We start from the raw sequence: 20,565 nt of genomic DNA on the forward strand, positions 1-20,565 counted from the left end.
GTGGGCGGGTGGGAAAAATTCGTCGAACCCAGCGGAGCGTCACCTCATCCGCGTAGCCCACTCCTGCACCTTCTCGATCCGCTGCCTCAGCTGCCCCGCCGTCGCCTCCGCACTCGGCGGCCCCCCGCACACCCGCCGCAGCTCGGTGTGGATCACCCCGTGCGGCTTGCCACTCTGGTGCACATACGCGCTCACCATCGTGTTGAGCTTCTTGCGGAGCTCCATCATCTCCTTGTGGCTGACCACGGGGCGCCGCTCGGCGGGCAGCTCCAGCAGGTCCGCCTCCGCGTCCGGCTTCTTCCGGCTGTGCGCGATCTGCCGTGCCTGCCGCTTCTGGAGCAGCAGCTGCACCTGCTCGGGCTCGAGCAGCCCCGGGATACCGAGGTAGTCCTGCTCCTCCTCGCTCCCCGGATGCGCCTGCATACCGAACTCGGCACCGTCGTACAGCACCCGGTCGAAGACCGCCTCGGACTCCAGCGCCTCGAAGGAGAACTGCTCCTGCTCGCCGGTGTCCTCGTCCTGCTGCTTGTTCGCCTCGTCCATCTCCTTCTCGGACTCGGCGTACGGATCCTCCTCGCCCTGCTTCTTCGGCTTGTCGAGGGCGTGGTCCCGCTCCTTCTCCATCTCGTTGGCGAAGGTCAGCAGGTCGGGCACGGTCGGCAGGAACACGGACGCGGTCTCGCCGCGCCGCCGGGACCGTACGAAACGCCCGACGGCCTGCGCGAAGAACAACGGCGTCGAGATCGTCGTCGCGTACACGCCCACCGCGAGGCGAGGCACGTCGACACCCTCGGACACCATGCGCACCGCGACCATCCAGCGGTCGTTGCTCGCGCTGAAGTCGTCGATCCGCTTCGAGGCGCCGGTGTCGTCCGACAGGACCAGCGTGGCCTTGGTGCCGGTGATCTCGCGGATGAGCTTGGCGTAGGCGCGGGCCGATTCCTGGTCGGAGGCGATGACCAGCGCACCGGCGTCCGGGATGGCCTTCCTGACCTCGGTCAGCCGCTGGTCGGCGGCGCGCAGCACGCTCGGCATCCACTCGCCGCGCGGATCGAGCGCCGTACGCCACGCCTGACTGACCGCGTCCTTGGTCATCGGCTCGCCCAGCCGGGCCGCGATCTCGTCGCCCGCCTTGGTGCGCCAGCGCATCTGGCCGCTGTAGCTGAGGAAGATCACGGGGCGGACGACGTGGTCCGCGAGCGCGTTGCCGTAGCCGTAGGTGTAGTCGGCGGCCGAGCGCCGGATGCCGTCGTTGCCCTCCTCGTACGTCACGAAGGGGATCGGGTTGGTGTCCGAGCGGAACGGCGTACCGGTCAGCGCGAGCCGCCGGGTCGCGGGCTCGAACGCCTCCAGGCACGCCTCGCCCCAGGACTTGGAGTCACCGGCGTGGTGGATCTCGTCCAGGATCACCAGCGTCTTGCGCTGCTCGGAGCGGTTGCGGTGCAGCATCGGGCGCACACCGACACCGGCGTACGTCACGGCGACCCCGTGGTAGTCCTTGCCGACCGGACCCGCGCTGTACTCCGGGTCCAGCTTGATCCCTATCCGGGCCGCGGCTTCCGCCCACTGCTTCTTCAGATGCTCGGTCGGCGCGACGACGGTCACCTGCTGCACGACATGGTGGTGCAACAGCCAGGAGGCCAGCGTCAGCGCGAAGGTTGTCTTGCCGGCGCCGGGCGTGGCGACGGCGAGGAAGTCGCGCGGCTGCTCCTGGATGTACTTCTCCATCGCCCCCTGCTGCCAGGCACGCAGCTTGCTGGCGGTACCCCAGGGGGCACGGCCGGGAAAGGCGGGGGACAGATGGTGGGACGCGGCGGAGGATGCGGCGGTGGTAGTCACGGTCTCCGAGGTGGGGGCTGAGGGCGGCTCGACTACGGGGTTGAGGGCGGCTCGACTGCGTAGAACAACCGGACCACCCTACCGGCGCGCGCACCTCGACCGGGGGCGGACGAGGCGGACGCCGGTCCGGTTGGGACCGACGTCACAGTCACCTCGCGAAACGCTCCAGCCCCTCCGCGATCTCCGCCACGGCGAGCTTTCCCTGGCACGCGTCCAGCACGAACCGCTCGGCCTCGTCCACGTCGAACGCGGGGTCGAGCGGGTGCCCGTTCAGGTGCAGGAAGACCCACGCCGTGTACCAGGAGATCCGCTTGTTGCCGTCCACGAGGGCGTGGTTGCGGGCGTGCGACTCCATGAGCGCGGCGGCCTTCAGCCAGACGTCCGGGTAGGCGTCCCGGCCGAACGCGCTGGACTCGGGGCGGGCGAGCGCGGACTCCAGGAGGCCGGTGTCGCGCACCTCGTCGGCGTCGAGCCGGTGGGCGAGGTCCAGCACCTCGGGGAGGGTGAGATAGCGGGTCACGCGAGCCTCCGGTTGAGCTCGGCGCTGGCGGCGAGGACGTGCTCGGCGGCCTCCTCGAAGAGGCGGGCGCGCTCCTCGGCGTCGTCCCGCTCCGGGGAGGTCGGGCCGGGCCGCTGATCGTCGGGAGTCAGGTCACGCTCGGTCATGATCCCCACCGTATGACGCCGTACGGCCGGGAATCACCGGGTTTTCTCGTGCGCGGCGGTGCCTTCGGGCTCGCGCAACCGCGTCGTCACCCACGCCCCCACCAGCGCCACCCCCGCCATCGGCAGGAAGACGACAGCGAAGGCGGCCGGGTGGGAGCCCGTGACATGCGCCGCCGCGGAGGCCGCCGTACCGCCGCCGCCCAGCGCCGCGAACGCCGCGCCCGCCGCCGAGAGCAGGACGACGTTGGACAGGGCGTCGGAGATCTGGAGCGCGGCGGAGTTGGCGCCCGCCTCCTCGGGGGCGGAGAGCCGGAGGAGCAGGACGCTGGTGGAGCCGATCACGAGCCCCATGCCGAAGCAGCCGAAGCCCCAGGCGACCGCGACGACCCACACCGGCACGGCGGGCAGCAGCACGCTCGGCGCGGCGACGATCGCGCCCGCGACCAGCAGCATCCCGAGCGTCATCAGCCGCTCGCGGTACGGCGCGGTCGCGGGCCGGGACTGCACCCAGGAGGCCAGCGCCCAGGTCGCCCCGCCCGCGGCCAGCGAGAACCCGGCGAGGGTGGGCGACAGCCCCCGCTGGGTGACGAGCATCAGCGGTACGAACGACTCGGCGGCGACAAAGGCCCCGGCGGACACCCCGCGCAGCAGGACGACGGCGGGCAGCCCGCGCGCGGCCCGGTAGGTGCCGCGCGGCAGCAGCCGTAGCGCTGCGGGCACGATCAGCGCGGCACCGGCGAGTCCGGGCAGCACGGACACGGGCCGCAGATCCTGGGCGGCGTACTGGAGCAGCCCGGCGCCGACGGACACCGCGAGGGCGAGCCGGATGCGGCGCCGGTCGAGCGAGGGGGCGTCCCGGGTCCCGACGGGTCCACCGGCCCGGCGCCGGATCTGCGGCAGGGCGAGCCCGAGCGGCAGCACGACGAGCACCGGAATGCCGAGGAAGACCCACCGCCAGCCGAGGTGCTCGGTCACCGCGCCGGAGGCCAGCGGCCCGACGACCGACGGCACCACCCACGCGGCCGCGAACGCCGCCATGATCGCGGGCCGCAGCCGCTCGGAGTACGCGCGCCCGACGACGACGTACAGCGCGACGATCACCAGCCCGCCGCCGAGCCCCTGCACCGCCCGCCCCAGGATGAACACCCACATCACCTGCGCGGTCCCGGACACCACGAGCCCGCCCGCGAACGCCCCGATCCCGGCGGTGAGCGCCCCCAGCGGCCCCCGCCGGTCCGCCCACTGCCCGGCGAGCACCATGCCGGTGAGGCTGGTCGTGAAGTACCCGGAGAACGCGAACGCGTACAACGCCACCCCGTGCAGCTCCCGCGCGGCAACGGGCATGGCAGTACCCACGGCAGTCGCCTCAAAAGCAATGAGCAGCACCACGGACACCACACCCACACTGAGCGCCCGGTACGCCCGTCCCAGCACGCCCCCCTCATCGGGCTCGGCGACTCCATCCACAACGGCTCTGTCGGGCTGCTCAACGGCGGTCATGCGGGCCAGCGTAAGGCCCATTCCCCCCTTTGACCCCTGTCCAGAGCCCCACCACCCCTCCTCCCTTGGCCCTACTCCCCTCCCCCGCTCATGAACGCCCCATGACAGTCACATTGCACCCGTTGCCCCACCCTCCGACCCCCGCCTACGTTCATTCCACGACACACGGCCGTGTGCCCGAGTGGCTCAGGGACTCGTCTGCAAAGCGAGTTACGCGGGTTCGATTCCCGCCACGGCCTCCACCGCCTCACCGAGGCGGACGAGGGGACGGCGACCCGGACGGGTTGCCGTCCCCTCGTCCGTCCGCCCCAACCGCGCCCCGGCCGGGCCGGACAGCACCGCCGACCGCCGCTCTGGTAGCGGTCTCCGGGGTTGACCCTGGCGAAGCCTGGCGAACAACGGCGTCCGGTCGTGCGGACCCCTGGCGTGCCGGTAGGTTGCCAGAGGCCGATGTGTCTCTCCTGGAACGCCTGCCGGATCGGCAGGTCCCAACGACGTTGGGGATGCTGAGAGACAGGAGATCGGCGAGATGGTGCGATCGACGAGACGGGGAAGGCGCCTACGGCACCGCCAGGTGTCGGACTGGGTGCAGTTGGCAGCCTTGTTCCTCACGGCGGTCACTGCCATTGCGGGATGCGTTGATCGCTTCATGTGACGCGTAAGAGGGTGAACCGGACGGCTGGTCAGGGCGAGTGGGCCCGACCGCTTCCTACCCGGCCGGACCCACCCTGTTCCCGCACACCGGCCCGGCTTCGGGATGCACCCCGCAGCCGGGCCACGTGTATCCACGGGAAGTCATCGCGTCGGGCAACCGGCTCGCCCGACGTCACGCGACGAGATAACCGCAAGTCGTCGGTGTACTCAAGCATGGGGGAGACAAGTTCGGTAACTTGCCCCACTTTGGGTGGCGAATCCGCCTTGCGAACGGGGTGGCGTGACCCGTGGCGCGTGAGGGAAAGCGCTGGTCGCGGTCTTGCGAGGGTAGCGAATCCTGGCGTATCCGCATGATCGGCAGAATCCAGGGGTCCGTCGGCGGGGTCCCGCCAAGCCCGCTGAGCCTGCCGCCGGCGTCAGAGCACCCCGCCCGCCTCGTCCTGGAACAGCTCCGTCCAGTAGTGCCAGTCCGTCGCCGGGTCGGTGCCCGTCGGGTCGAGGGACGCCAGCGTGTCGAGCATGGTGGCCGCCAGCTGGTCGTACGCGGCCGTCGTCAGCTCGTGGGAGAGGTGCTCGTCGATCGTGCGCTCGTGGTGGAGGAGCCAGAGGGTGTAGGCGAGGGTGGAGGTGTCGGTGTTCAGGGGGTGGAGGGTGCCGTCCTGCTCCGTGTAGCTGAGGACCGCGCCGGTGCGGCCGTCGACCACGAGGCTGGTCGCCTCCAGGAGGTGGCCGAGGCGGATCAGATGGTCGGCGTGGGCCGGGAGCAGGTCGAGGGGGTGGTCCTCGGCGGCCTCCTCCTCGAAGTACTCGGTGAGCGTGCGCAGCGGGCCGTCCGCGTCCGCGTGGAACAGCACCGCCTCCTCCGGCAGTCCCGTCTCCCGCAGGAAGCGGCGCGTCGGCTCGTGGGTGAGCGTGCGCGGGAAGTCCACCTCCTCGAAGCGGACCACCCTGCCGGACCCGAACTCCTCCTCCAGGAGCCGCCCGGGAAGGTCGACGGTGAGACCGCCGGAGCGGCCCGGCGCGGCCACCAGGGACAGCGGGCGGATCAGGGCCGCCACCTTCCAGTAGGCCGGGACCGCGCCGTCCATGCCCTCCTCGAAGAGCGCAAGGAGCCGGCGGGACGCCTCGGCCGCCGTCTCCGGGCCGTACCGTCCGCGCAGTTCCGCGAACCGGCCGCGCAGGCCCGCCAGTTCCTCGGTGACGGCGGCGAACCGAAGCAGGGTGGCGAGGGACGGGGCGAAGGGGTGCGGGTCGGCGGGGTCGTACAGATACGCCGTCGTCAGCTCGCCCGTCACCCCGTCGAGCAGGATCGACGGCTGCTCAAGCCCGGCCGGGCCGAGCAGTTCGCCTATCACCAGCCGGTCCCGCAGCTCCTCCGCGAGCCGGAAGGGGCCCTCGGCGGTGTCGGTCGCGTCGGCGGCATCGGCCAGGCGGCGCAGCCCGTGCGTGCGCAGCGGCGCGAAGGTCAACAGCCCGGCGTCCGGGGGCAGTCCGGGACCGGCGAGCAGGCCGCGCGTGGGCGCGTGGGTGACGTAACGGTCCAGCTCGGCCTCGGTCAGTGTGATCGCCGAGACCTCGGTTTCGGTCGTGCTCATCGCTTCCCCCGCGATCTTCATCGGTACGTGGTAAATCGGTACGTCGTACGTCATGTCCGTCGTACGTCACGTGCATCGTCGTACGGCTCGTCGTGCGGCTTCCCCGGAGACGGGACGCGTCCGGGCTCAACCGCAGCGCGCGACCGGGACACCCACCACCCGGAACATTACGCCGCGCCACTGACAACGGGCCCCATGTGACAACGGCCCGTACGAGAAGACGCCGCTCCCCCGCCGCCCGTTGCGTCACGGCGTGAGAAAAGCACGTGACGCGCACGACACCCGAGGCGTCGGCCGCCTCAGGTGAAGTAGATCCCGCCGAGCACGACGACGATCGCCGCCACGATGAACAGCAGCACCCAGAGGAACAACTTCCCCACGCTGGGCGCCGGTTCGTATCGGGGTTCGTCCGTCACAGCGAGGTCACCACCGCGGCCTGGGGTCGGATCGGGAGGCGGTTGACCGGGCGGCCGGTGGCCGCGCGGACGGCGGAGGCGATGGCGGCCGGGGCCGTCACCACCGGCACCGCGCCGGCCGACTTGGCGCCGAAGGGCGCGACCACGTCCCGCTCCTCGACGAGCTTCACGATCCGGATGTCCGGCGCGTCCAGCGAGGTCGGCAGCGCGTACCCGGTCAGATCCGGGTGGCGGATCAGACCGCGCGCGGTGCGCAGGTTCTCGGTGAGCGCGATGCCCACGCCCTGCGTGACACCGCCCTCGATACGGGCGCGCAGCTGGGCCGGATTGAGCACACGGCCCACGTCCTGGGCGACGGCCAGCTCGACCACCCGGACCGCGCCCAGCTCCACGTCCACGTCCACCACCGCGCGGATCGCGCAGAAGGCGAGGCCGACGAACGCGTCACCCTGACCGGCGCCGTCCAGCGGCTCGGTCGGATGCGGGCGGCACTGGGCCGTGGCCCACAGCTCCTTGCCCTCAAGCGCCTCCGCGACGGTGGTCGAGAGCACCCCGTCGTACGAGGTGATCTTGCCGTCGGTGATCTGGAGCAGCTCGGTCGACATGCCGAACTTGTGCGCCAGCGGCTGGAGAAGCTGGGTGCGGACCATCTTGGCCGCGCGCTCCACCGCGCCGCCGGAGACCCAGGTGTGCCGTCCCCGGCAGCCGGGGCCCGCCGTGGGCTGGTCGGTGTCGACGGGCGCCACGTGCACCTCGTCCACGCCCAGGGTCTCCTGGACGATCTGCCGGGCGAGCGTGGTGAAACCCTGCCCTGACTCCACCGCCGCGCACAGCACGGTCGCGACGCCGTCGTGGACCTTGACGGTGGCCGTGGACACCTCGTCCGCGCCCTCGCCACCGAGCATGTGGACCATGCCGAGGCCGTAGCCGACGCCCCGGCGCACCGCGCCCGGCTCGCCCGCGCCCTCGGGGCCGCCGGGCAGCAGCCAGTCCTCCTCGGGGGTGTCCTTGGGCAGCGTCGGCAGCGGGAAGTCCCGTACCGCCTCCAGGAGTTCGGCCACCGGCGCCGGGCAGGTCACGGTCTGCCCGATGGGCAGCACGTCACCGGTCGCGAGCGCGTTGCGCAGCCTCAAGTCGGCCGGGTCCAGGTCGAGTTTCCTGGCCAGCTTGTCCATCTGCGCCTCGTAGGCGGCGCACACCTGCATCGCGCCCTCGCCGCGCACATGGCCGGAGGGCGGGTTGTTGGTGCGCACGGCCCAGCCCTCGATGAAGGCGTTCGGGACGACGTACGGACCGCAGGCGAAGGAGACGGCGGCGGCGAGCGCGTCGGCCGACGTGTCCGCGTAGGGGCCCGCGTCGAGCAGGATCTGCGCCTCGACCTTCACCAACTTGCCCTCGGCGTCCGCGTGGTGGCGGTAGCGCAGCAGGGTGGGGTGGCGGTGGGTGTGCCCGAGGAAGGACTCCTCGCGGTTCGCCGCGAGCTTCACCGGGCAGCCGGTCTTCAACGCGAGCAGGCCGAGCGGGAGTTGGAAGCCCTGGTCCTCGCGGTCGGCGGTGGCGCCGGGCACGCCGGTGACGACGATCTTCACGCGGTCGGCGGGCAGGCCGTAGCAGGCGGCGGCCGTGTTGCGGTCGGTGTGCGGGTCGGTGGAGGCCAGATACAGCTCCACCCCGCCGTCGGGCCGCGGCACGGCGAGCCCGGCCTCGGCGCCGATGGGCGCGGGGTCCTGGCGGCCGATGCGGTACAGCCCCTCGACCACGATCTCGCCCGCCGCCTCCGGGTCGCCGTGGCGCAGCGGGATGTGCCGGATCAGGTTGCCGTCGGGGTGCAGGGGTTCGGCCTCGAAGGACTGCTCCGGGTCGGTGACCGGGTCGAGGATCTCGTACTCGACGATCACGGCGGCGGCGGCCATCCGCGCGGTGTCGGGGTGGTCGGCGGCGACGGCGGCGATGGGCTCGCCGTGGTGGCGTACGACCTCGGAGGCGAACACCGGCCGGTCGGGGGTGCCCCGGCCGTGCCGGGGGGTGCCGGGCACGTCCTCGTGCGTGATGACGGCGCGGACGCCGGGCATCTCGCGCGCGTGGCTGGTGTCGATGGACACGATGCGCGCGTGCGCGTGCGGGGAGCGCAGCACGGCGGCCCACAGCAGGCCCTCGGCCCACAGGTCGGCGGCGTAGGGGAAGGTGCCCTCGGTCTTGGCGCGGGCGTCGGCGTGCGGCAGGGAGGCGCCGAGGCCGTGCGGCAGCGGCTCGGGAGCGGGGACCGCTTCCGCCGCCGGGATCGCGGTGGCGGCTTCGTTGCTCACGCCTGGCCTCCGTCCTGGCCGTAGTACGGGTCCTGCGGGGCGTACGGGTCCTGCTCGGGCGGGGCGTACGGACCCTGGGGCGGGTACTGCTGGTGCTGGTCCCCGGGCGTGTCGAAGGCGCCGGGCGCCGCGAAGGCCGACGGGTTGACGCCTCCGGCGCCGGGGGGCGCCTGGTGCGGGATGCGGGCGGTGTCGCCGTCCGCCCCGGCCTCGGCCTCGGCGGCCGCGTGCGCCTCGCGCTCCGCGACGACCTCCCGCACGGCGTCCAGGACGCCCCGGTAGCCGGAGCAGCGGCACAGGTTGCCGCACAGGGCCTGCCGGGTCTCCAGCTCGGAGGGGGCCGGGTTGCCCTCAAGGAGGTCGTGCAGGGTCATCGCGATGCCGGGCACGCAGAAGCCGCACTGCACGGCGCCGCACCGGGCGAGCGCGCGCTGCACGTCGGAGGGGTGTCTGTCGGCGGCCAGGCCCTCGACGGTACGGACCTCGCTGCCCGCCGTGGTGACCGCCGGGACCAGGCAGGAGGCGACCAGACGGCCGTCCACCTGGACGTTGCAGGCCCCGCACTCGCCCTGCGAGCAGCCGTCCTTGGCGCCCGCGAGGCCGAGCCGCTCGCGCAGCACGTAGAGCAGGGACTCGCCGATCCAGGCGTCGGTCACGGGGCGGTCGCCGCCGTTGACCCGCAGGACGTACGAGGTGAGGGGGTGGTCGTCGTGGGGCGGGAGCGGGTCGGCGCCCGGCTCCTGGCCCGCCGCGAGGTCGTCGGCCTCGCCTTCGGGCCGGTCGCCCTGCGGCTCGGCGGCGGCCCCGGGTTCAAGCTTTACTTCCGGCCCGGCCTCGTCGGCGTTCTCCGCCGCCTCGGGGGCGAGGGCGGTCTCCGTGGCCGCGCCGGGTGCTGCCGGACCGTCAGCGGGGCCCTCAGGGGCCTCCTCGGGAGCGTCGGCGGCCTCGGCGGCCTCGGGTCCGTAGGCGTCCTCTGTGCCGTAGACGCCCCCGTCCGGGCCGCCCGCGTACGCCTCCTCCGGCAGCGGCGTACCGCCTGCCGGGGTGTGCTGCGCGGGCTCCTGCGGACGGCCCCAGGGGTCGCCCGCGGCCTCGGTCGCCCAGGGCGCCGCCGCACCGCCGGGCAGGGTGGTGGGCGCGCCGGTGCCCCACTGCTCGGCCAGCGCGGACGTGGTGAACTCGCCCGACTCGTCCGGCAGCTCACCGCCCGCAACAGGTACGGACCAGTGGCCGGTCACGTCGTGTCCGGGCGCGGCGGGCTCCTCGACGGCCCAGTGCTGGTCGGCGCCGGGCTGGTGCGGGGCCTGGTGCTGGGCGGTGCCGTGCTGGGCCGTGCCGTGCTGGTCGGCGGCCGGGTACTGGCCGGTGCCCGCGTGGTCGGCGCCCGCGTGCTGCCCCGTACCGGAGTAGTCGGCGCCGTGCTGCCCGGCACCCGTGTGACCGTCCTGCGGATACGGCGTGATCTGCGGCTCGTACGTGAAGCGGTCGCCGCCGCCCTGCTCGCCCTGCACGGGCCACTGGTGGGTGTCGGTCGGCGCGCCCCAGCCGCCCGGCGCTGCGGGCGGGGCCTGGCCGTCGGCGGGCGGGACGGGTTCGATCCGGGGCGGCACATAGCCGTGGCCCGGCGCGGCGAGCGGGCTGTCACCGGACAGCAGGGCTTCGATGCCGCCCTCGGGGAGCTGGACGAAGGCGGTGGCGCCGTCGTCGTACTCGCCCTGGGGCAGCGGGTTCCACCGGCCGCCGCCCTGGGGCGCGCCCTCTCCGTGCTGGTCGTCGCTCACGACAGCGCCCTCCCCAGTGCCCGTCGGGCCAGCGCGGCGACGGTGCGCCGCAGGTGCAGTACGGCGGGCGGCAGCGCTGCCACCGTGCCGTCCGGCCCGGGGGCCGGGTCGGGGATGCAGGCCGCGGCGACGTACTCCCCGAAGGCGTGCAGCGCCTCGGGGACCAGCGCGCGGTCGTTGTCCCAGTCGATGAGCTGCGCGACCCACTGCTCGGCCTCCAGCGGGCGCAGCGGCATCGGCGCGATGGCGCCGACGGCGCACCGCACCCCGCGCCGGGCGGGGTCGAGCACGAGCGCCACGGAGGCGGCGGCGCGGCCGGGTCCGGTGCGGCCCGTCGCCTTGAGGAAGACCTGGGGGGCGTGCAGCAGCGGTACGCGTACGTACCCGATGAGTTCGCCGCCGTTCAGCATCTCGACCCCGGCCAGCAGGTGGGAGACCGGGATCTCGCGGCGGGCGCCGTCGAGGCCCGCGATGATCAGCGTGGCCTCCAGCGCGGCGAGCACCGGCAGCGCGTCGCCGGTCGGGGCCGCGGTCGCGATGTTGCCGCCGAGGGTGCCCGCGTTGCGGATGTGCGGCGGGCCCGCGGCGCGCGCGGCGGCGGCGAGCGCCGGGATGAGCGCGGCGAAGTCGGGGCGGCCCATGCGGGCGTGGGTGAGTCCGGCGCCGAGCAGGGCGTGGCCGTCCTGGTACTGCCAGCCGCGGATCTCGCTGATCCGGCCGAGGCCGACGAGCGCGGCGGGCCTGAGCCGGCCGGAGTTGACCGCGTGCATCAGATCCGTGCCGCCCGCGACGGGGACGGCGGTCGGCATGGCGGTCAGGGCCGCCACCGCCTCGTCCAGTGTCGTGGGCAGCGTGACGGCCTGCGCCGCCTGCGGTGCGTGCGTGGTCAAACCGGCTGCCCCTTCCCGCTGCCCCACCTGGTCCCCGCCTGTGCTGCCGTACGGTACGGCCTGACAGGGCGGACGTGGCAACTCTGGCACATCTTCGCAAGCCCCGGACGCCGGGGTCCGCCAGGGGTGTTGGGCCGCGCCTCCGGCCGTACGACCCGGTTTCCACCGCCATCGCACGGCTGGTCCGATTGACCCGCTTCGGCGAGTCTCGGGGCCTTTTTCCATTACGTGTTCGTCGGTACGTCGTTCGAGTCGGCGGGGTTCAGGGGCGCGGGGCCGGTGGCCGCCGGGGCCCGGGTCGCCGGGGGCGGCACCGTCGGCGGCGGCCCCGGGAACGGCTTGCCCGGGACGCCCGGGCGGCGTTGCCAGGGGTGGGGGCCGGTGGGTGGACGGTAGGCCACACCGAGGGCGTCCAGGCGGCGGTAGTGGGCGGTCATGCGACGCTCGAAGTCCGCGAAGTCCCGCTCTCCGGGCGCGGGCAGCGGACTCCAGGCGACCTCCGCGAACGCGGCGAGCCGGGGGAAGACCTGGTAGTCCACGCGTCCGGCGTCCTCCATGGCCTCGGTCCACACGTTGGCCTGGGTGCCGAGGACGCGGCCGGTCTCGGCCGGGGTGAGGCCGGGCGGAACGGGGTCGAAGCGGTAGACGTCCTCCAGGGTGCGCACATAGCCGATCGGGACCGGCTCGTCGGCGCCGGGCGCCTGACGGTGGTCCAGGTAGACGTGCTGCTCGGGGCACATCACCACGTCGTGCCCGGCCCGTACGGCGTCCGCCCCGGCCGCGTGGCCGCGCCAGCAGGAGACGACCGCGCCGTCCGGTACGGGCCCGTCCAGGATCTCGTCCCACCCGGCGAGCGTCCGCCCGCGCGCGGCGAGCCACGCCCCGAAGTGGCCGGTGAACCACGAGCGCAGCGCCTCCGCGTCGGCGAGCCCGAGTTCCGCGACCCGGGCCCGCGCGACGGCCGACGCCCGCCACTCGTCCACCGGGCACTCGTCGCCCCCGAGGTGCACGATCCGCGAGGGGAACAGTTCCAGCACCTCCTCCAGCACGCCCTCGTAGAAACGCAGTACCGCTTCGGTGGGCGCGAGGACGTGCGGGGAGATCCCCCAGTCGTCCCGGACGGTGAGCGCGGCGGTGTCGACGGCGTCGGTGTTGCCGAGTTCCGGATACGCGGCGATCGCGGCCTGGGAGTGACCCGGAAGATCGATTTCGGGGACGACGGTGATATGCCGTTCGGCGGCGTAGGAGACGATCTCCCGGATGTCGTCCCGCGTGTAGTGGCCGCCGTGCGGTTTGTGTTCCCACAGGGGTGAGGCGCGGTGGCCGAATTTGGTACGGGCGCGCCAGGAGCCGGTCCCGGTGAGTCGCGGATGGCGACGGATCTCGATACGCCAGCCCTGATCATCCGTCAGATGCAGGTGCAGCACGTTGAGTTTGTGCGCGGCGAGCAGATCGAGCAGCCGCAGTACGCCTTCCTTGGGCATGAAGTGCCGGGCCACGTCGAGCAGCAGCCCGCGCCAGGCGAAGCGGGGCGCGTCCTCGATACGGACCGGCGGGAGCCGCCAGGTGCGGCCGGGGAGCGGGGCGCGGCGGAAGGCGTCCGGGCCGAGCAGCTGGCGCAGCGTCTGGGCGCCCCAGAACAGCCCGGCGGGGCCGCCGCCGCGCAGGTCGGCGCCGGTGGGGGTGACGGTGAGGCGGTAGCCCTCCAGGCCGAGGCGGGCGGTGACGGCGGGGTCCACGGTGAGCCGTACGGTGTCGGGCCGGTCCGCGTCCGCCGGGGGCAGGGGGAGTCCGGTGGCCGCGCCGAGGGTGGACCTGAGCCAGCGTTCGGTGCCGCCCGCGCCCTCTCCGGCCGCGATGCCGGTGCCTTCTCCGAGGGTGAATCCCCGGGGGCCGTTCTCCGCCGCGGCGACGGGCGCGGGAATCACATCCGTCACTTCCGTCCACCCCTTGTCTCTCGTCACAGGGGGGACGGTGCCCAGGGGCGGGGCGAAAAACTCGGGGAGCCGGGGAACGCCTCGGCGGGAAAGCGCGGAAACACGCGGTCCGACGATCTTGCGAACGTGCGCGCGAAACAGGCGGGGCGGGGGCGAATGGTGTTCACACGGGGCTCGCGCGAAACGGTGGTGTGCGGCGACTCGGGTGTGAACCGGGTCAACACGTAATACGCGCGAAACATGCGGGGACGGCCGTACACGCGTGTTCCGGGGAAACACGAAGGCCCCCGGGGAAACGCGTCCACGCGCGTGCCGGGAGCCTCGTGATGTCAGGCGTGAGAGAGCCCTTACTTCTTTACTTCTTGTCGCCGCCCTTGTCGTCGCCGCCGCTGCTCATGGATTCGTAGATCTCCTTGCACATGGGGCAGACGGGGTACTTCTTCGGGTCGCGGCCGGGCACCCACACCTTGCCGCACAGCGCCACGACGGGCGTGCCGTCGAGGGCGCTCGCCATGATCTTGTCCTTCTGGACGTAGTGCGCGAAGCGCTCATGGTCGCCGTCGCCGTGGGAGACCTGCGGCGTCGGTTCGACGAGGGTTCCCGTACCAGTCCCGCGCTCGGGCTCGAGAGTGCTCATACGGCCAAGGGTACTGAAGGCGGACCGCTTCAGTTGAGCGACGGGTCGTCCGGATAGGTGGCCACCATCGCCAGTTCGTTGCGCTGTCGGCGCAGCACCTCCCGCCACAGCTTCTCCGGCACCGGGGAGGAGATGTCGCCCGGTTCGGACTCCACCACGTACCAGGCGCCCTGGGCCACTTCGTCCTCCAGCTGACCCGGGCCCCAGCCCGCGTACCCGGCGAAGATCCGCAGCGAGCCGAGCGCGGACGCGAGCAGCTCCGGCGGCGTCTCCAGATCCACCAGCCCGATCGCCCCGTGCACCCGCCGCCACCCGAGCGGCGCGCTCTCCCCGCTCGCGCCCCCCGGAATCACCGCGACCCCGAGCGCGGAGTCCAGCGAGACGGGCCCGCCCTGGAACACCACCCCGGGCTCCCCCGCGAGCGTCTCCCACCCCGCCAGGATGTCCCCCACCCCCACGGGCGTCGGCCGGTTCAGCACAACCCCCAGCGACCCCTCCTCGTCGTGGTCGAGGAGCAGCACCACCGCACGATCGAAATTCGGATCCGCCAGGGCAGGCGTTGCCACGAGCAGCCGCCCCGTGAGCGAGGACACCTCGGTCATGCCGCCATGATCCCGCATCCGGCCGTGGTGTGGGGAGCGTGAGCGGGTGAATCTGCGGGGCAGGGCCGAGCCTCCCCTCCGCACTCCCCGCCACCCTGGCCGGCCGCCAGGCCGACGACCTCCGCCACCCCGCCCGGCCGCCACGCCGGCCCTCCCCGCCGCACCCCCGGCGGGGACCGCCCCGCCCAGTAACCCCCCGTACCCGCCAGGAAACCGTTCGTGTTGTGACACGGCGGTAGCGGCCTCGGGCTTACGGGCGGGGGGTGATCGGCGATTACCCTGTCTCTCCGGCCCCTGCGCAAAGTGATCGGCCGACCCCTGCCCGACACTCATCGGAACGCGAGATTCATGACCGTCAACGACGATGTCCTGCTTGTCCACGGCGGAACCCCGCTGGAGGGCGAGATCCGTGTCCGCGGTGCGAAGAACCTCGTGCCGAAGGCCATGGTCGCCGCCCTGCTGGGCAGCGAGCCGAGCCGCCTGCGCAACGTCCCGGACATCCGTGACGTGCGGGTCGTGCGCGGCCTGCTCCAGCTGCACGGCGTGACGGTCCGTCCGGGTGACGAGCCCGGCGAACTGGTGCTCGACCCGACCTACGTCGAGAGCGCGAACGTCGCCGACATCGACGCCCACGCCGGTTCCAGCCGCATCCCGATCCTCTTCTGCGGCCCCCTGCTGCACCGCCTCGGCCACGCCTTCATCCCGGGCCTGGGCGGCTGCGACATCGGCGGCCGGCCGATCGACTTCCACTTCGACGTGCTCCGCCAGTTCGGCGCGACCATCGAGAAGCGCGCGGACGGTCAGTACCTGGAGGCCCCGCAGCGCCTGCGCGGCACGAAGATCGACCTGCCGTACCCCTCCGTGGGCGCCACCGAGCAGGTCCTGCTCACGGCCGTCCTGGCCGAGGGCGTCACGGAGCTGTCCAACGCGGCCGTCGAGCCCGAGATCGAGGACCTCATCTGCGTACTGCAGAAGATGGGCGCGATCATCGCCATGGACACCGACCGCACCATCCGCATCACCGGTGTGGACAAGCTCGGCGGCTACACCCACCGCGCCCTGCCGGACCGCCTGGAGGCCGCGTCCTGGGCCTCGGCGGCCCTCGCGACGGGCGGCAACATCTACGTCCGCGGCGCCCAGCAGCGCTCGATGATGACGTTCCTGAACACCTACCGCAAGGTCGGCGGCGCCTTCGAGATCGACGACGAGGGCATCCGCTTCTGGCACCCGGGCGGCCAGCTGAAGTCCATCGCCCTGGAGACGGACGTCCACCCCGGCTTCCAGACCGACTGGCAGCAGCCGCTGGTGGTGGCGCTGACCCAGGCCACGGGTCTGTCGATCATCCACGAGACGGTCTACGAGTCCCGCCTCGGCTTCACCTCCGCGCTCAACCAGATGGGCGCGCACATCCAGCTCTACCGCGAGTGCCTGGGCGGCTCGAACTGCCGCTTCGGCGCGCGCAACTTCCTCCACTCGGCGGTCGTGTCAGGACCCACCAAGCTCCAGGGCGCCGACCTGGTCATCCCCGACCTCCGCGGCGGCTTCTCGTACCTCATCGCGGCCCTGGCCGCCGAGGGCACCTCCCGCGTCCACGGCATCGACCTGATCAACCGCGGCTACGAGAACTTCATGGACAAGCTCGTCGAGCTGGGCGCGAAGGTCGAACTCCCGGGCAAGGCCCTGAGCTAGACACCGATCAGCCCGGCCGGCGTTTGAGGCCATTGGTAAGCGCAACCACGATGGGGCGGTACCCGAATCAATCCGGGTACCGCCCCATCGGCGCTTTTTACGGCTCTACAGCCAAGACACCCGTCTCCACGCCCCGTCATCCACGGAACGCAAAGACAGATGGCAAGGTCACTTGCCCTTGGCGGCTTCCTTGAGCTTCGAGCCCGCCGAGACCTTCACGCTGAAGCCGGCCGGGATGTTGATGGGCTCACCGGTCTGCGGGTTGCGCGCGGTACGAGCGGCACGGTGGGTGCGCTCGAAGGTCAGGAAGCCGGGGATGGTGACCTTCTCGTCGCCCTTGGAGACGATGTCGCCGACGACCTCGGCGAACGCGGCCAGCACGGCGTCGGCGTCCTTGCGGGTCACCTCGGCGCGGTCGGCCAGCGCGGCCACCAGCTCACTGCGGTTCATGTTGTTACTCCCGTGTTCTTCTTGCCATTGAGGCGTGAGGTGAGATCGATGCCGATGCGCTCGCGCCCAGGAACGCATCCTGCCCCTACCTGCGGCGGGAAAGCCAATCCGGCACCCGCAGGAGTCAGGAGAGCACCCTGGGGAGTCACACGGACACGCCTGCCCGGCCGTCACCCTAGAGGGCGCCGGGCAAAGGACTTCCCACGACTCGCCGTGCGAGGGCCGTGTCGATCATCACAGCCCCCGCACCCTACGGTACCTGCGGTTACGAAGCCGCCCCGGCGGCCTTGGCCGCCTCGCGCACCGCTCCGGCGACCGCGCCCGCGACCTTGTCGTTGAAGACGCTGGGGACGATGTAGTTCGGGTTCAGCTCGTCCTCGGTGACGACGTTCGCCAGCGCCTGCGCGGCGGCGAGCATCATCTCCGTGTTGACGGTGCGGGACTGGGCGTCCAGCAGGCCGCGGAAGACACCCGGGAAGACCAGCACGTTGTTGATCTGGTTCGGGAAGTCCGAGCGGCCGGTGGCCACGACGGCCGCCGTCTGGCGGGCGACGGCGGGGTCCACCTCGGGGTCGGGGTTCGCGAGCGCGAACACGATCGCGCCGTCCGCCATGGCGGCCACGTCGTCGCCGTCCAGGACGTTCGGGGCGGAGACGCCGATGAAGACGTCCGCGCCGCGCACGGCCTCCTTCAGGGTGCCGGTCAGGCCCTCGGGGTTGGTGTTGTCCGCGATCCAGCGCAGCGCGGAGTCCGCCGGGGCGTCCACCAGGTCCTCGCGGCCCGCGTGCACGACGCCGTTGATGTCGGCGACGACGGCGTTCTTCACCCCGGCGGCGAGCAGCAGCTTGAGGATGGCTGTACCGGCCGCGCCCGCGCCGGACATGACGACCCGGATGCTCTCCATGGAGCGGCCGGTGACGCGCAGCGCGTTGGTGAGCGCGGCGAGGACGACGATGGCGGTGCCGTGCTGGTCGTCGTGGAAGACGGGGATGTCCAGCGCCTCGCGCAGCCGGGCCTCGATCTCGAAGCAGCGGGGCGCGGAGATGTCCTCCAGGTTGATGCCCGCGAAGCCGGGGGCGATGGCCTTGACGATCTCGACGATGGCGTCGGTGTCCTGGGTGTCCAGGCAGATCGGCCAGGCGTCGATGCCCGCGAAGCGCTTGAACAGCGCCGCCTTGCCCTCCATGACCGGCAGCGCCGCCTTGGGACCGATGTTGCCGAGTCCGAGCACGGCGGAGCCGTCCGTCACGACCGCAACCGAGTTGCGCTTGATGGTGAGGCGACGGGCGTCCTCGGGGTTCGCCGCGATGGCCATGCAGACGCGGGCCACACCGGGCGTGTAGACCATGGAGAGGTCGTCACGGTTGCGGATGGGGTGCTTGGACTGCATCTCGATCTTGCCGCCGAGGTGCATCAGGAACGTACGGTCGGAGACCTTGCCGAGCGTGACGCCCTCGATGGTGCGCAGCTGCTCGACGATCTGCTCGGCGTGCGCGGTGGAGCTGGCGGCGATGGTGACGTCGATACGGAGCTTCTCGTGCCCCGAGGCGGTGACGTCGAGGCCGGTGACCGAGCCTCCGGAGGACTCCACGGCGGTGGTGAGCTGCGAGACGGCCGTTCCGCTCGCGGGCACCTCCAACCGGATGGTCATCGAGTAGGAGACGCTGGGCGCCGTTGCCATGGCCGACTTCCTCTGCTTTCACCGTGACGCGTGTTGTGCCGTCCGATCGTCGCACCTACCGACGGGTACGTGGTAGTCGCCGCCGGTTGCGGACATTGTGTTCTCCAAGACAAGAGGCCCACGTCACAGGTGACGTGGGCCTCTCGCTCACATTCATGACACCGACCCGCCATGCTCGCCTCGCGGCAAGTGGTCGCTCGTAGCGACGAAGGTTGGGCCCGGGGGCTTGGATCGAGCCGGTGTCACGACAAGGCTAACAAACAGGTGCCGGGGGGCATTCCCGTGTCCACGCGGCTCGCCGGAATCAGCCGCGCGGCGGGACGGGGGTCAGCCGCGCGGCGGATCCGGGGTCAGTCGCGGAGCAGGTCCGGCACCCCGGCCGCGTCCGGCACGTCCCGCTCGCCGGAGACCACGGTGAGCTGCTGGGTGGCGCGGGTGAGCGCGACGTAGAGCACCCGCAGGCCCGCCGGGGACTCGTCCGCGATCTCGGCCGGGGAGACGACGACCGTCGCGTCGTACTCCAGGCCCTTGGCCTCCAGGCTGCCGAGGGCCACCACGCGGTCGCCGAGCCCGGCCAGCCAGCGGCGGGCCTCCTCGCGGCGGTTCATGGCGACGACGACGCCGACCGTGCCGTCGACCAGACCGAGGAGCCGTTCGGCCTCCTCGCGGACCGTGGCGCCGAGCGTCTCGTCCACGACGCGGAAACGGGGTTCGACGCCGGTGGAGCGTACGGCGGAGGGCGGCTCGGCGCCGGGCATGGCGAGGGCGAGGACCCTGGAGGCGAGGTCCGCGATCTCGGAGGGGTTGCGGTAGTTGACGGTCAGCTCGAAGCGGCGGCGAGGGCGGGTGCCGAGGGCCTCGTCGCGGGCCTCGGCCGCCTCATCCGGGTCGGACCAAGAAGACTGGGCGGGGTCGCCGACGACCGTCCAGGTGGCGTGCCGGCCGCGGCGGCCGACCATGCGCCACTGCATGGGGGTGAGGTCCTGCGCCTCGTCCACGATGACGTGGGCGTACTCGGTGCGCTCCTGCGCGAGCCGCTCGGCCCGTTCGCGCTGGGTCTCCTCGCGCACCGGCATCAGCTCCTCCAGGCCGGTGAGGTGCGCCAGGGGGTCCAGTTCGCGCTTCTTGCGGGGGCGGGCGGGCGCGCCGAGGATCGCGTGGAGCTCGTCCAGGAGGGCGATGTCGTGCACGGAGTACCCGTCGCGCTTGAGCGAGCGGGCGACCTTGCGGACCTCGCCGGGGTTGAACACGCGGCGCGACCAGCGGCCGAGGCGCTTCTCGTCGGCCATGGCGGTGAGCACGCCCTTCGGCGTCAGCTCGGGCCACCAGGTGTCCAGGAAGCCGATGAAGGAGTCCTCGGTGGTCACGTCGTCGTCGAAGGAGGCGCGCAGTTCGGCGGCCAGCTCGGGGTCGGTGTGCCGTCCCGCCGCGCCGGACCTGGCCCACAGGGCGTCCAGGAGCAGCCTGCGGGCGCGCGGGCGGAGCAGGTTGACCGGGGTGGTGCCGCTGAGCGCGGTGCGGCGGACGTGCTCCAGTTCCCCGGCCTCCAGTTCGAGGCGGCGGCCGAAGGCGACCACGCGGAGCCGGTCGGGCGGGGCGCTGCCGGGGGTGCCGAGTTCGAGGGCGCCGCGCGCGGCCTTCCGCAGCACCTTGAGCATCCGGTACGAGCCCTTGGCGCGGGCCACGGCCGGGGTGTCGTGGAGCGTGGCCTCGACGCCGTCGACCAGGGAGCCGAGCGCGCGGATGGCGACCTGGCCCTCTTCGCCGAGCGAGGGCAGCACGCCCTCGGTGTAGGCCACGAGCAGCGGGGTGGGCGAGACGATCAGGATGCCGCCCGCGTAGCGTCTGCGGTCCTGGTAGAGCAGATAGGCCGCGCGGTGCAGGGCGACGGCGGTCTTGCCGGTGCCGGGGCCGCCCTCGAC

The 20,565-nt window shown here is 72.6% G+C and carries 15 protein-coding genes and 1 tRNA gene; 2 read left to right on the forward strand and 14 right to left on the reverse strand.

Annotated elements, in window-relative coordinates; all coding sequences use genetic code 11:
- Positions 1–39 precede the first annotated feature (39 nt).
- The 4 genes from GTW40_RS06600 to GTW40_RS06610 form a co-directional block, all read right to left on the reverse strand.
- Entirely contained in the window at positions 40–1,839 is a 1,800-nt protein-coding gene (locus GTW40_RS06600; RefSeq protein ID WP_161179218.1) for a DEAD/DEAH box helicase, read from the reverse strand.
- A gap of 148 nt (positions 1,840–1,987) precedes the next feature.
- Complete coding sequence (locus GTW40_RS06605; RefSeq protein ID WP_161179219.1) at positions 1,988–2,359, reverse strand: Fic family protein; 372 nt, start codon at positions 2,357–2,359, stop codon at positions 1,988–1,990.
- Positions 2,356–2,505, reverse strand: coding sequence for a hypothetical protein (locus GTW40_RS32520; RefSeq protein WP_202485504.1), 150 nt, complete (start codon positions 2,503–2,505; stop codon positions 2,356–2,358). The genes GTW40_RS06605 and GTW40_RS32520 overlap by 4 nt, the downstream gene beginning before the upstream one ends.
- 33 nt (positions 2,506–2,538) lie before the next feature.
- Positions 2,539–4,026: an MFS transporter gene (locus GTW40_RS06610; protein ID WP_202485499.1), complete on the reverse strand. Its 1,488-nt coding sequence runs from the start codon at positions 4,024–4,026 to the stop codon at positions 2,539–2,541.
- A gap of 146 nt (positions 4,027–4,172) precedes the next feature.
- Between GTW40_RS06610 and GTW40_RS06615 the strand changes: the two genes are divergently transcribed.
- Positions 4,173–4,247: transfer RNA gene (locus tag GTW40_RS06615), tRNA-Cys, on the forward strand.
- 828 nt (positions 4,248–5,075) lie between these two features.
- Here GTW40_RS06615 and GTW40_RS06620 read toward each other — a convergent pair.
- The 7 genes from GTW40_RS06620 to GTW40_RS06650 all read right to left on the reverse strand — a co-directional run bounded on the left by GTW40_RS06620 (position 5,076) and on the right by GTW40_RS06650 (position 14,823).
- Complete coding sequence (locus tag GTW40_RS06620; protein WP_161179220.1) at positions 5,076–6,254, reverse strand: SUKH-4 family immunity protein; 1,179 nt, start codon at positions 6,252–6,254, stop codon at positions 5,076–5,078.
- Between the two features lie 412 nt (positions 6,255–6,666).
- Positions 6,667–8,976 carry a molybdopterin cofactor-binding domain-containing protein gene (locus tag GTW40_RS06625; RefSeq protein WP_161179221.1) on the reverse strand — a complete coding sequence of 770 codons (2,310 nt, stop codon included), beginning with the start codon at positions 8,974–8,976 and terminating at the stop codon, positions 6,667–6,669.
- The gene (locus GTW40_RS06630) at positions 8,973–10,757 is read right to left on the reverse strand and encodes a 2Fe-2S iron-sulfur cluster-binding protein (RefSeq protein WP_161179222.1); all 1,785 of its coding nucleotides are present in this window, start codon (positions 10,755–10,757) and stop codon (positions 8,973–8,975) included. Before GTW40_RS06630 ends, GTW40_RS06625 begins: the two co-directional genes overlap by 4 nt.
- On the reverse strand, positions 10,754–11,647 hold the full coding sequence (locus tag GTW40_RS06635; protein WP_161179223.1) for an FAD binding domain-containing protein: 894 nt from the start codon (positions 11,645–11,647) through the stop codon (positions 10,754–10,756). Before GTW40_RS06635 ends, GTW40_RS06630 begins: the two co-directional genes overlap by 4 nt.
- A gap of 224 nt (positions 11,648–11,871) precedes the next feature.
- Positions 11,872–13,584 (reverse strand): beta-N-acetylhexosaminidase, encoded by a 1,713-nt coding sequence (locus GTW40_RS06640; RefSeq protein ID WP_161179224.1) that lies wholly within the window; start codon positions 13,582–13,584, stop codon positions 11,872–11,874.
- A gap of 355 nt (positions 13,585–13,939) precedes the next feature.
- Positions 13,940–14,221, reverse strand: coding sequence for a DUF3039 domain-containing protein (locus tag GTW40_RS06645; protein WP_018549697.1), 282 nt, complete (start codon positions 14,219–14,221; stop codon positions 13,940–13,942).
- Positions 14,222–14,250: 29 nt separating this feature from the next.
- The gene (locus GTW40_RS06650) at positions 14,251–14,823 is read right to left on the reverse strand and encodes a YqgE/AlgH family protein (RefSeq protein WP_161179225.1); all 573 of its coding nucleotides are present in this window, start codon (positions 14,821–14,823) and stop codon (positions 14,251–14,253) included.
- A 348-nt stretch (positions 14,824–15,171) separates the two neighbouring features.
- On the opposite strand from GTW40_RS06650, the gene murA reads away from it, so the two are divergent.
- On the forward strand, positions 15,172–16,512 hold the full coding sequence (gene murA / locus GTW40_RS06655) for a UDP-N-acetylglucosamine 1-carboxyvinyltransferase (RefSeq protein WP_161179226.1): 1,341 nt from the start codon (positions 15,172–15,174) through the stop codon (positions 16,510–16,512).
- 168 nt (positions 16,513–16,680) lie between these two features.
- Here murA and GTW40_RS06660 read toward each other — a convergent pair whose 3' ends face one another.
- The 3 genes from GTW40_RS06660 to GTW40_RS06670 all read right to left on the reverse strand — a co-directional run.
- Positions 16,681–16,962 carry an HU family DNA-binding protein gene (locus GTW40_RS06660; RefSeq protein ID WP_018549700.1) on the reverse strand — a complete coding sequence of 94 codons (282 nt, stop codon included), beginning with the start codon at positions 16,960–16,962 and terminating at the stop codon, positions 16,681–16,683.
- A gap of 265 nt (positions 16,963–17,227) precedes the next feature.
- Positions 17,228–18,643 carry an NAD-dependent malic enzyme gene (locus tag GTW40_RS06665; protein ID WP_161179227.1) on the reverse strand — a complete coding sequence of 472 codons (1,416 nt, stop codon included), beginning with the start codon at positions 18,641–18,643 and terminating at the stop codon, positions 17,228–17,230.
- Positions 18,644–18,993: 350 nt separating this feature from the next.
- On the reverse strand, positions 18,994–20,565 hold a 1,572-nt coding region (locus GTW40_RS06670; protein WP_161179228.1), incomplete at its 5' end, for a UvrD-helicase domain-containing protein.

Source organism: Streptomyces sp. SID4985 (genome assembly GCF_009863025.1).
Taxonomy (GTDB): Bacteria; Actinomycetota; Actinomycetes; order Streptomycetales; family Streptomycetaceae; genus Streptomyces.

Bases quoted from the DNA above. Each gene is read 5' to 3' on its own strand.
- GTW40_RS32520 (WP_202485504.1), bottom strand. From the start codon at position 2,505: ATGACCGAGCGTGACCTGACTCCCGACGATCAGCGGCCCGGCCCGACC.
- GTW40_RS06610 (WP_202485499.1), bottom strand. From the start codon at position 4,026: ATGGGCCTTACGCTGGCCCGCATGACCGCCGTTGAGCAGCCCGACAGA.
- GTW40_RS06620 (WP_161179220.1), bottom strand. From the start codon at position 6,254: ATGAGCACGACCGAAACCGAGGTCTCGGCGATCACACTGACCGAGGCC.
- GTW40_RS06645 (WP_018549697.1), bottom strand. From the start codon at position 14,221: ATGAGCACTCTCGAGCCCGAGCGCGGGACTGGTACGGGAACCCTCGTC.
- GTW40_RS06650 (WP_161179225.1), bottom strand. From the start codon at position 14,823: ATGACCGAGGTGTCCTCGCTCACGGGGCGGCTGCTCGTGGCAACGCCT.
- murA (WP_161179226.1), top strand. From the start codon at position 15,172: ATGACCGTCAACGACGATGTCCTGCTTGTCCACGGCGGAACCCCGCTG.
- GTW40_RS06660 (WP_018549700.1), bottom strand. From the start codon at position 16,962: ATGAACCGCAGTGAGCTGGTGGCCGCGCTGGCCGACCGCGCCGAGGTG.
- GTW40_RS06665 (WP_161179227.1), bottom strand. From the start codon at position 18,643: ATGGCAACGGCGCCCAGCGTCTCCTACTCGATGACCATCCGGTTGGAG.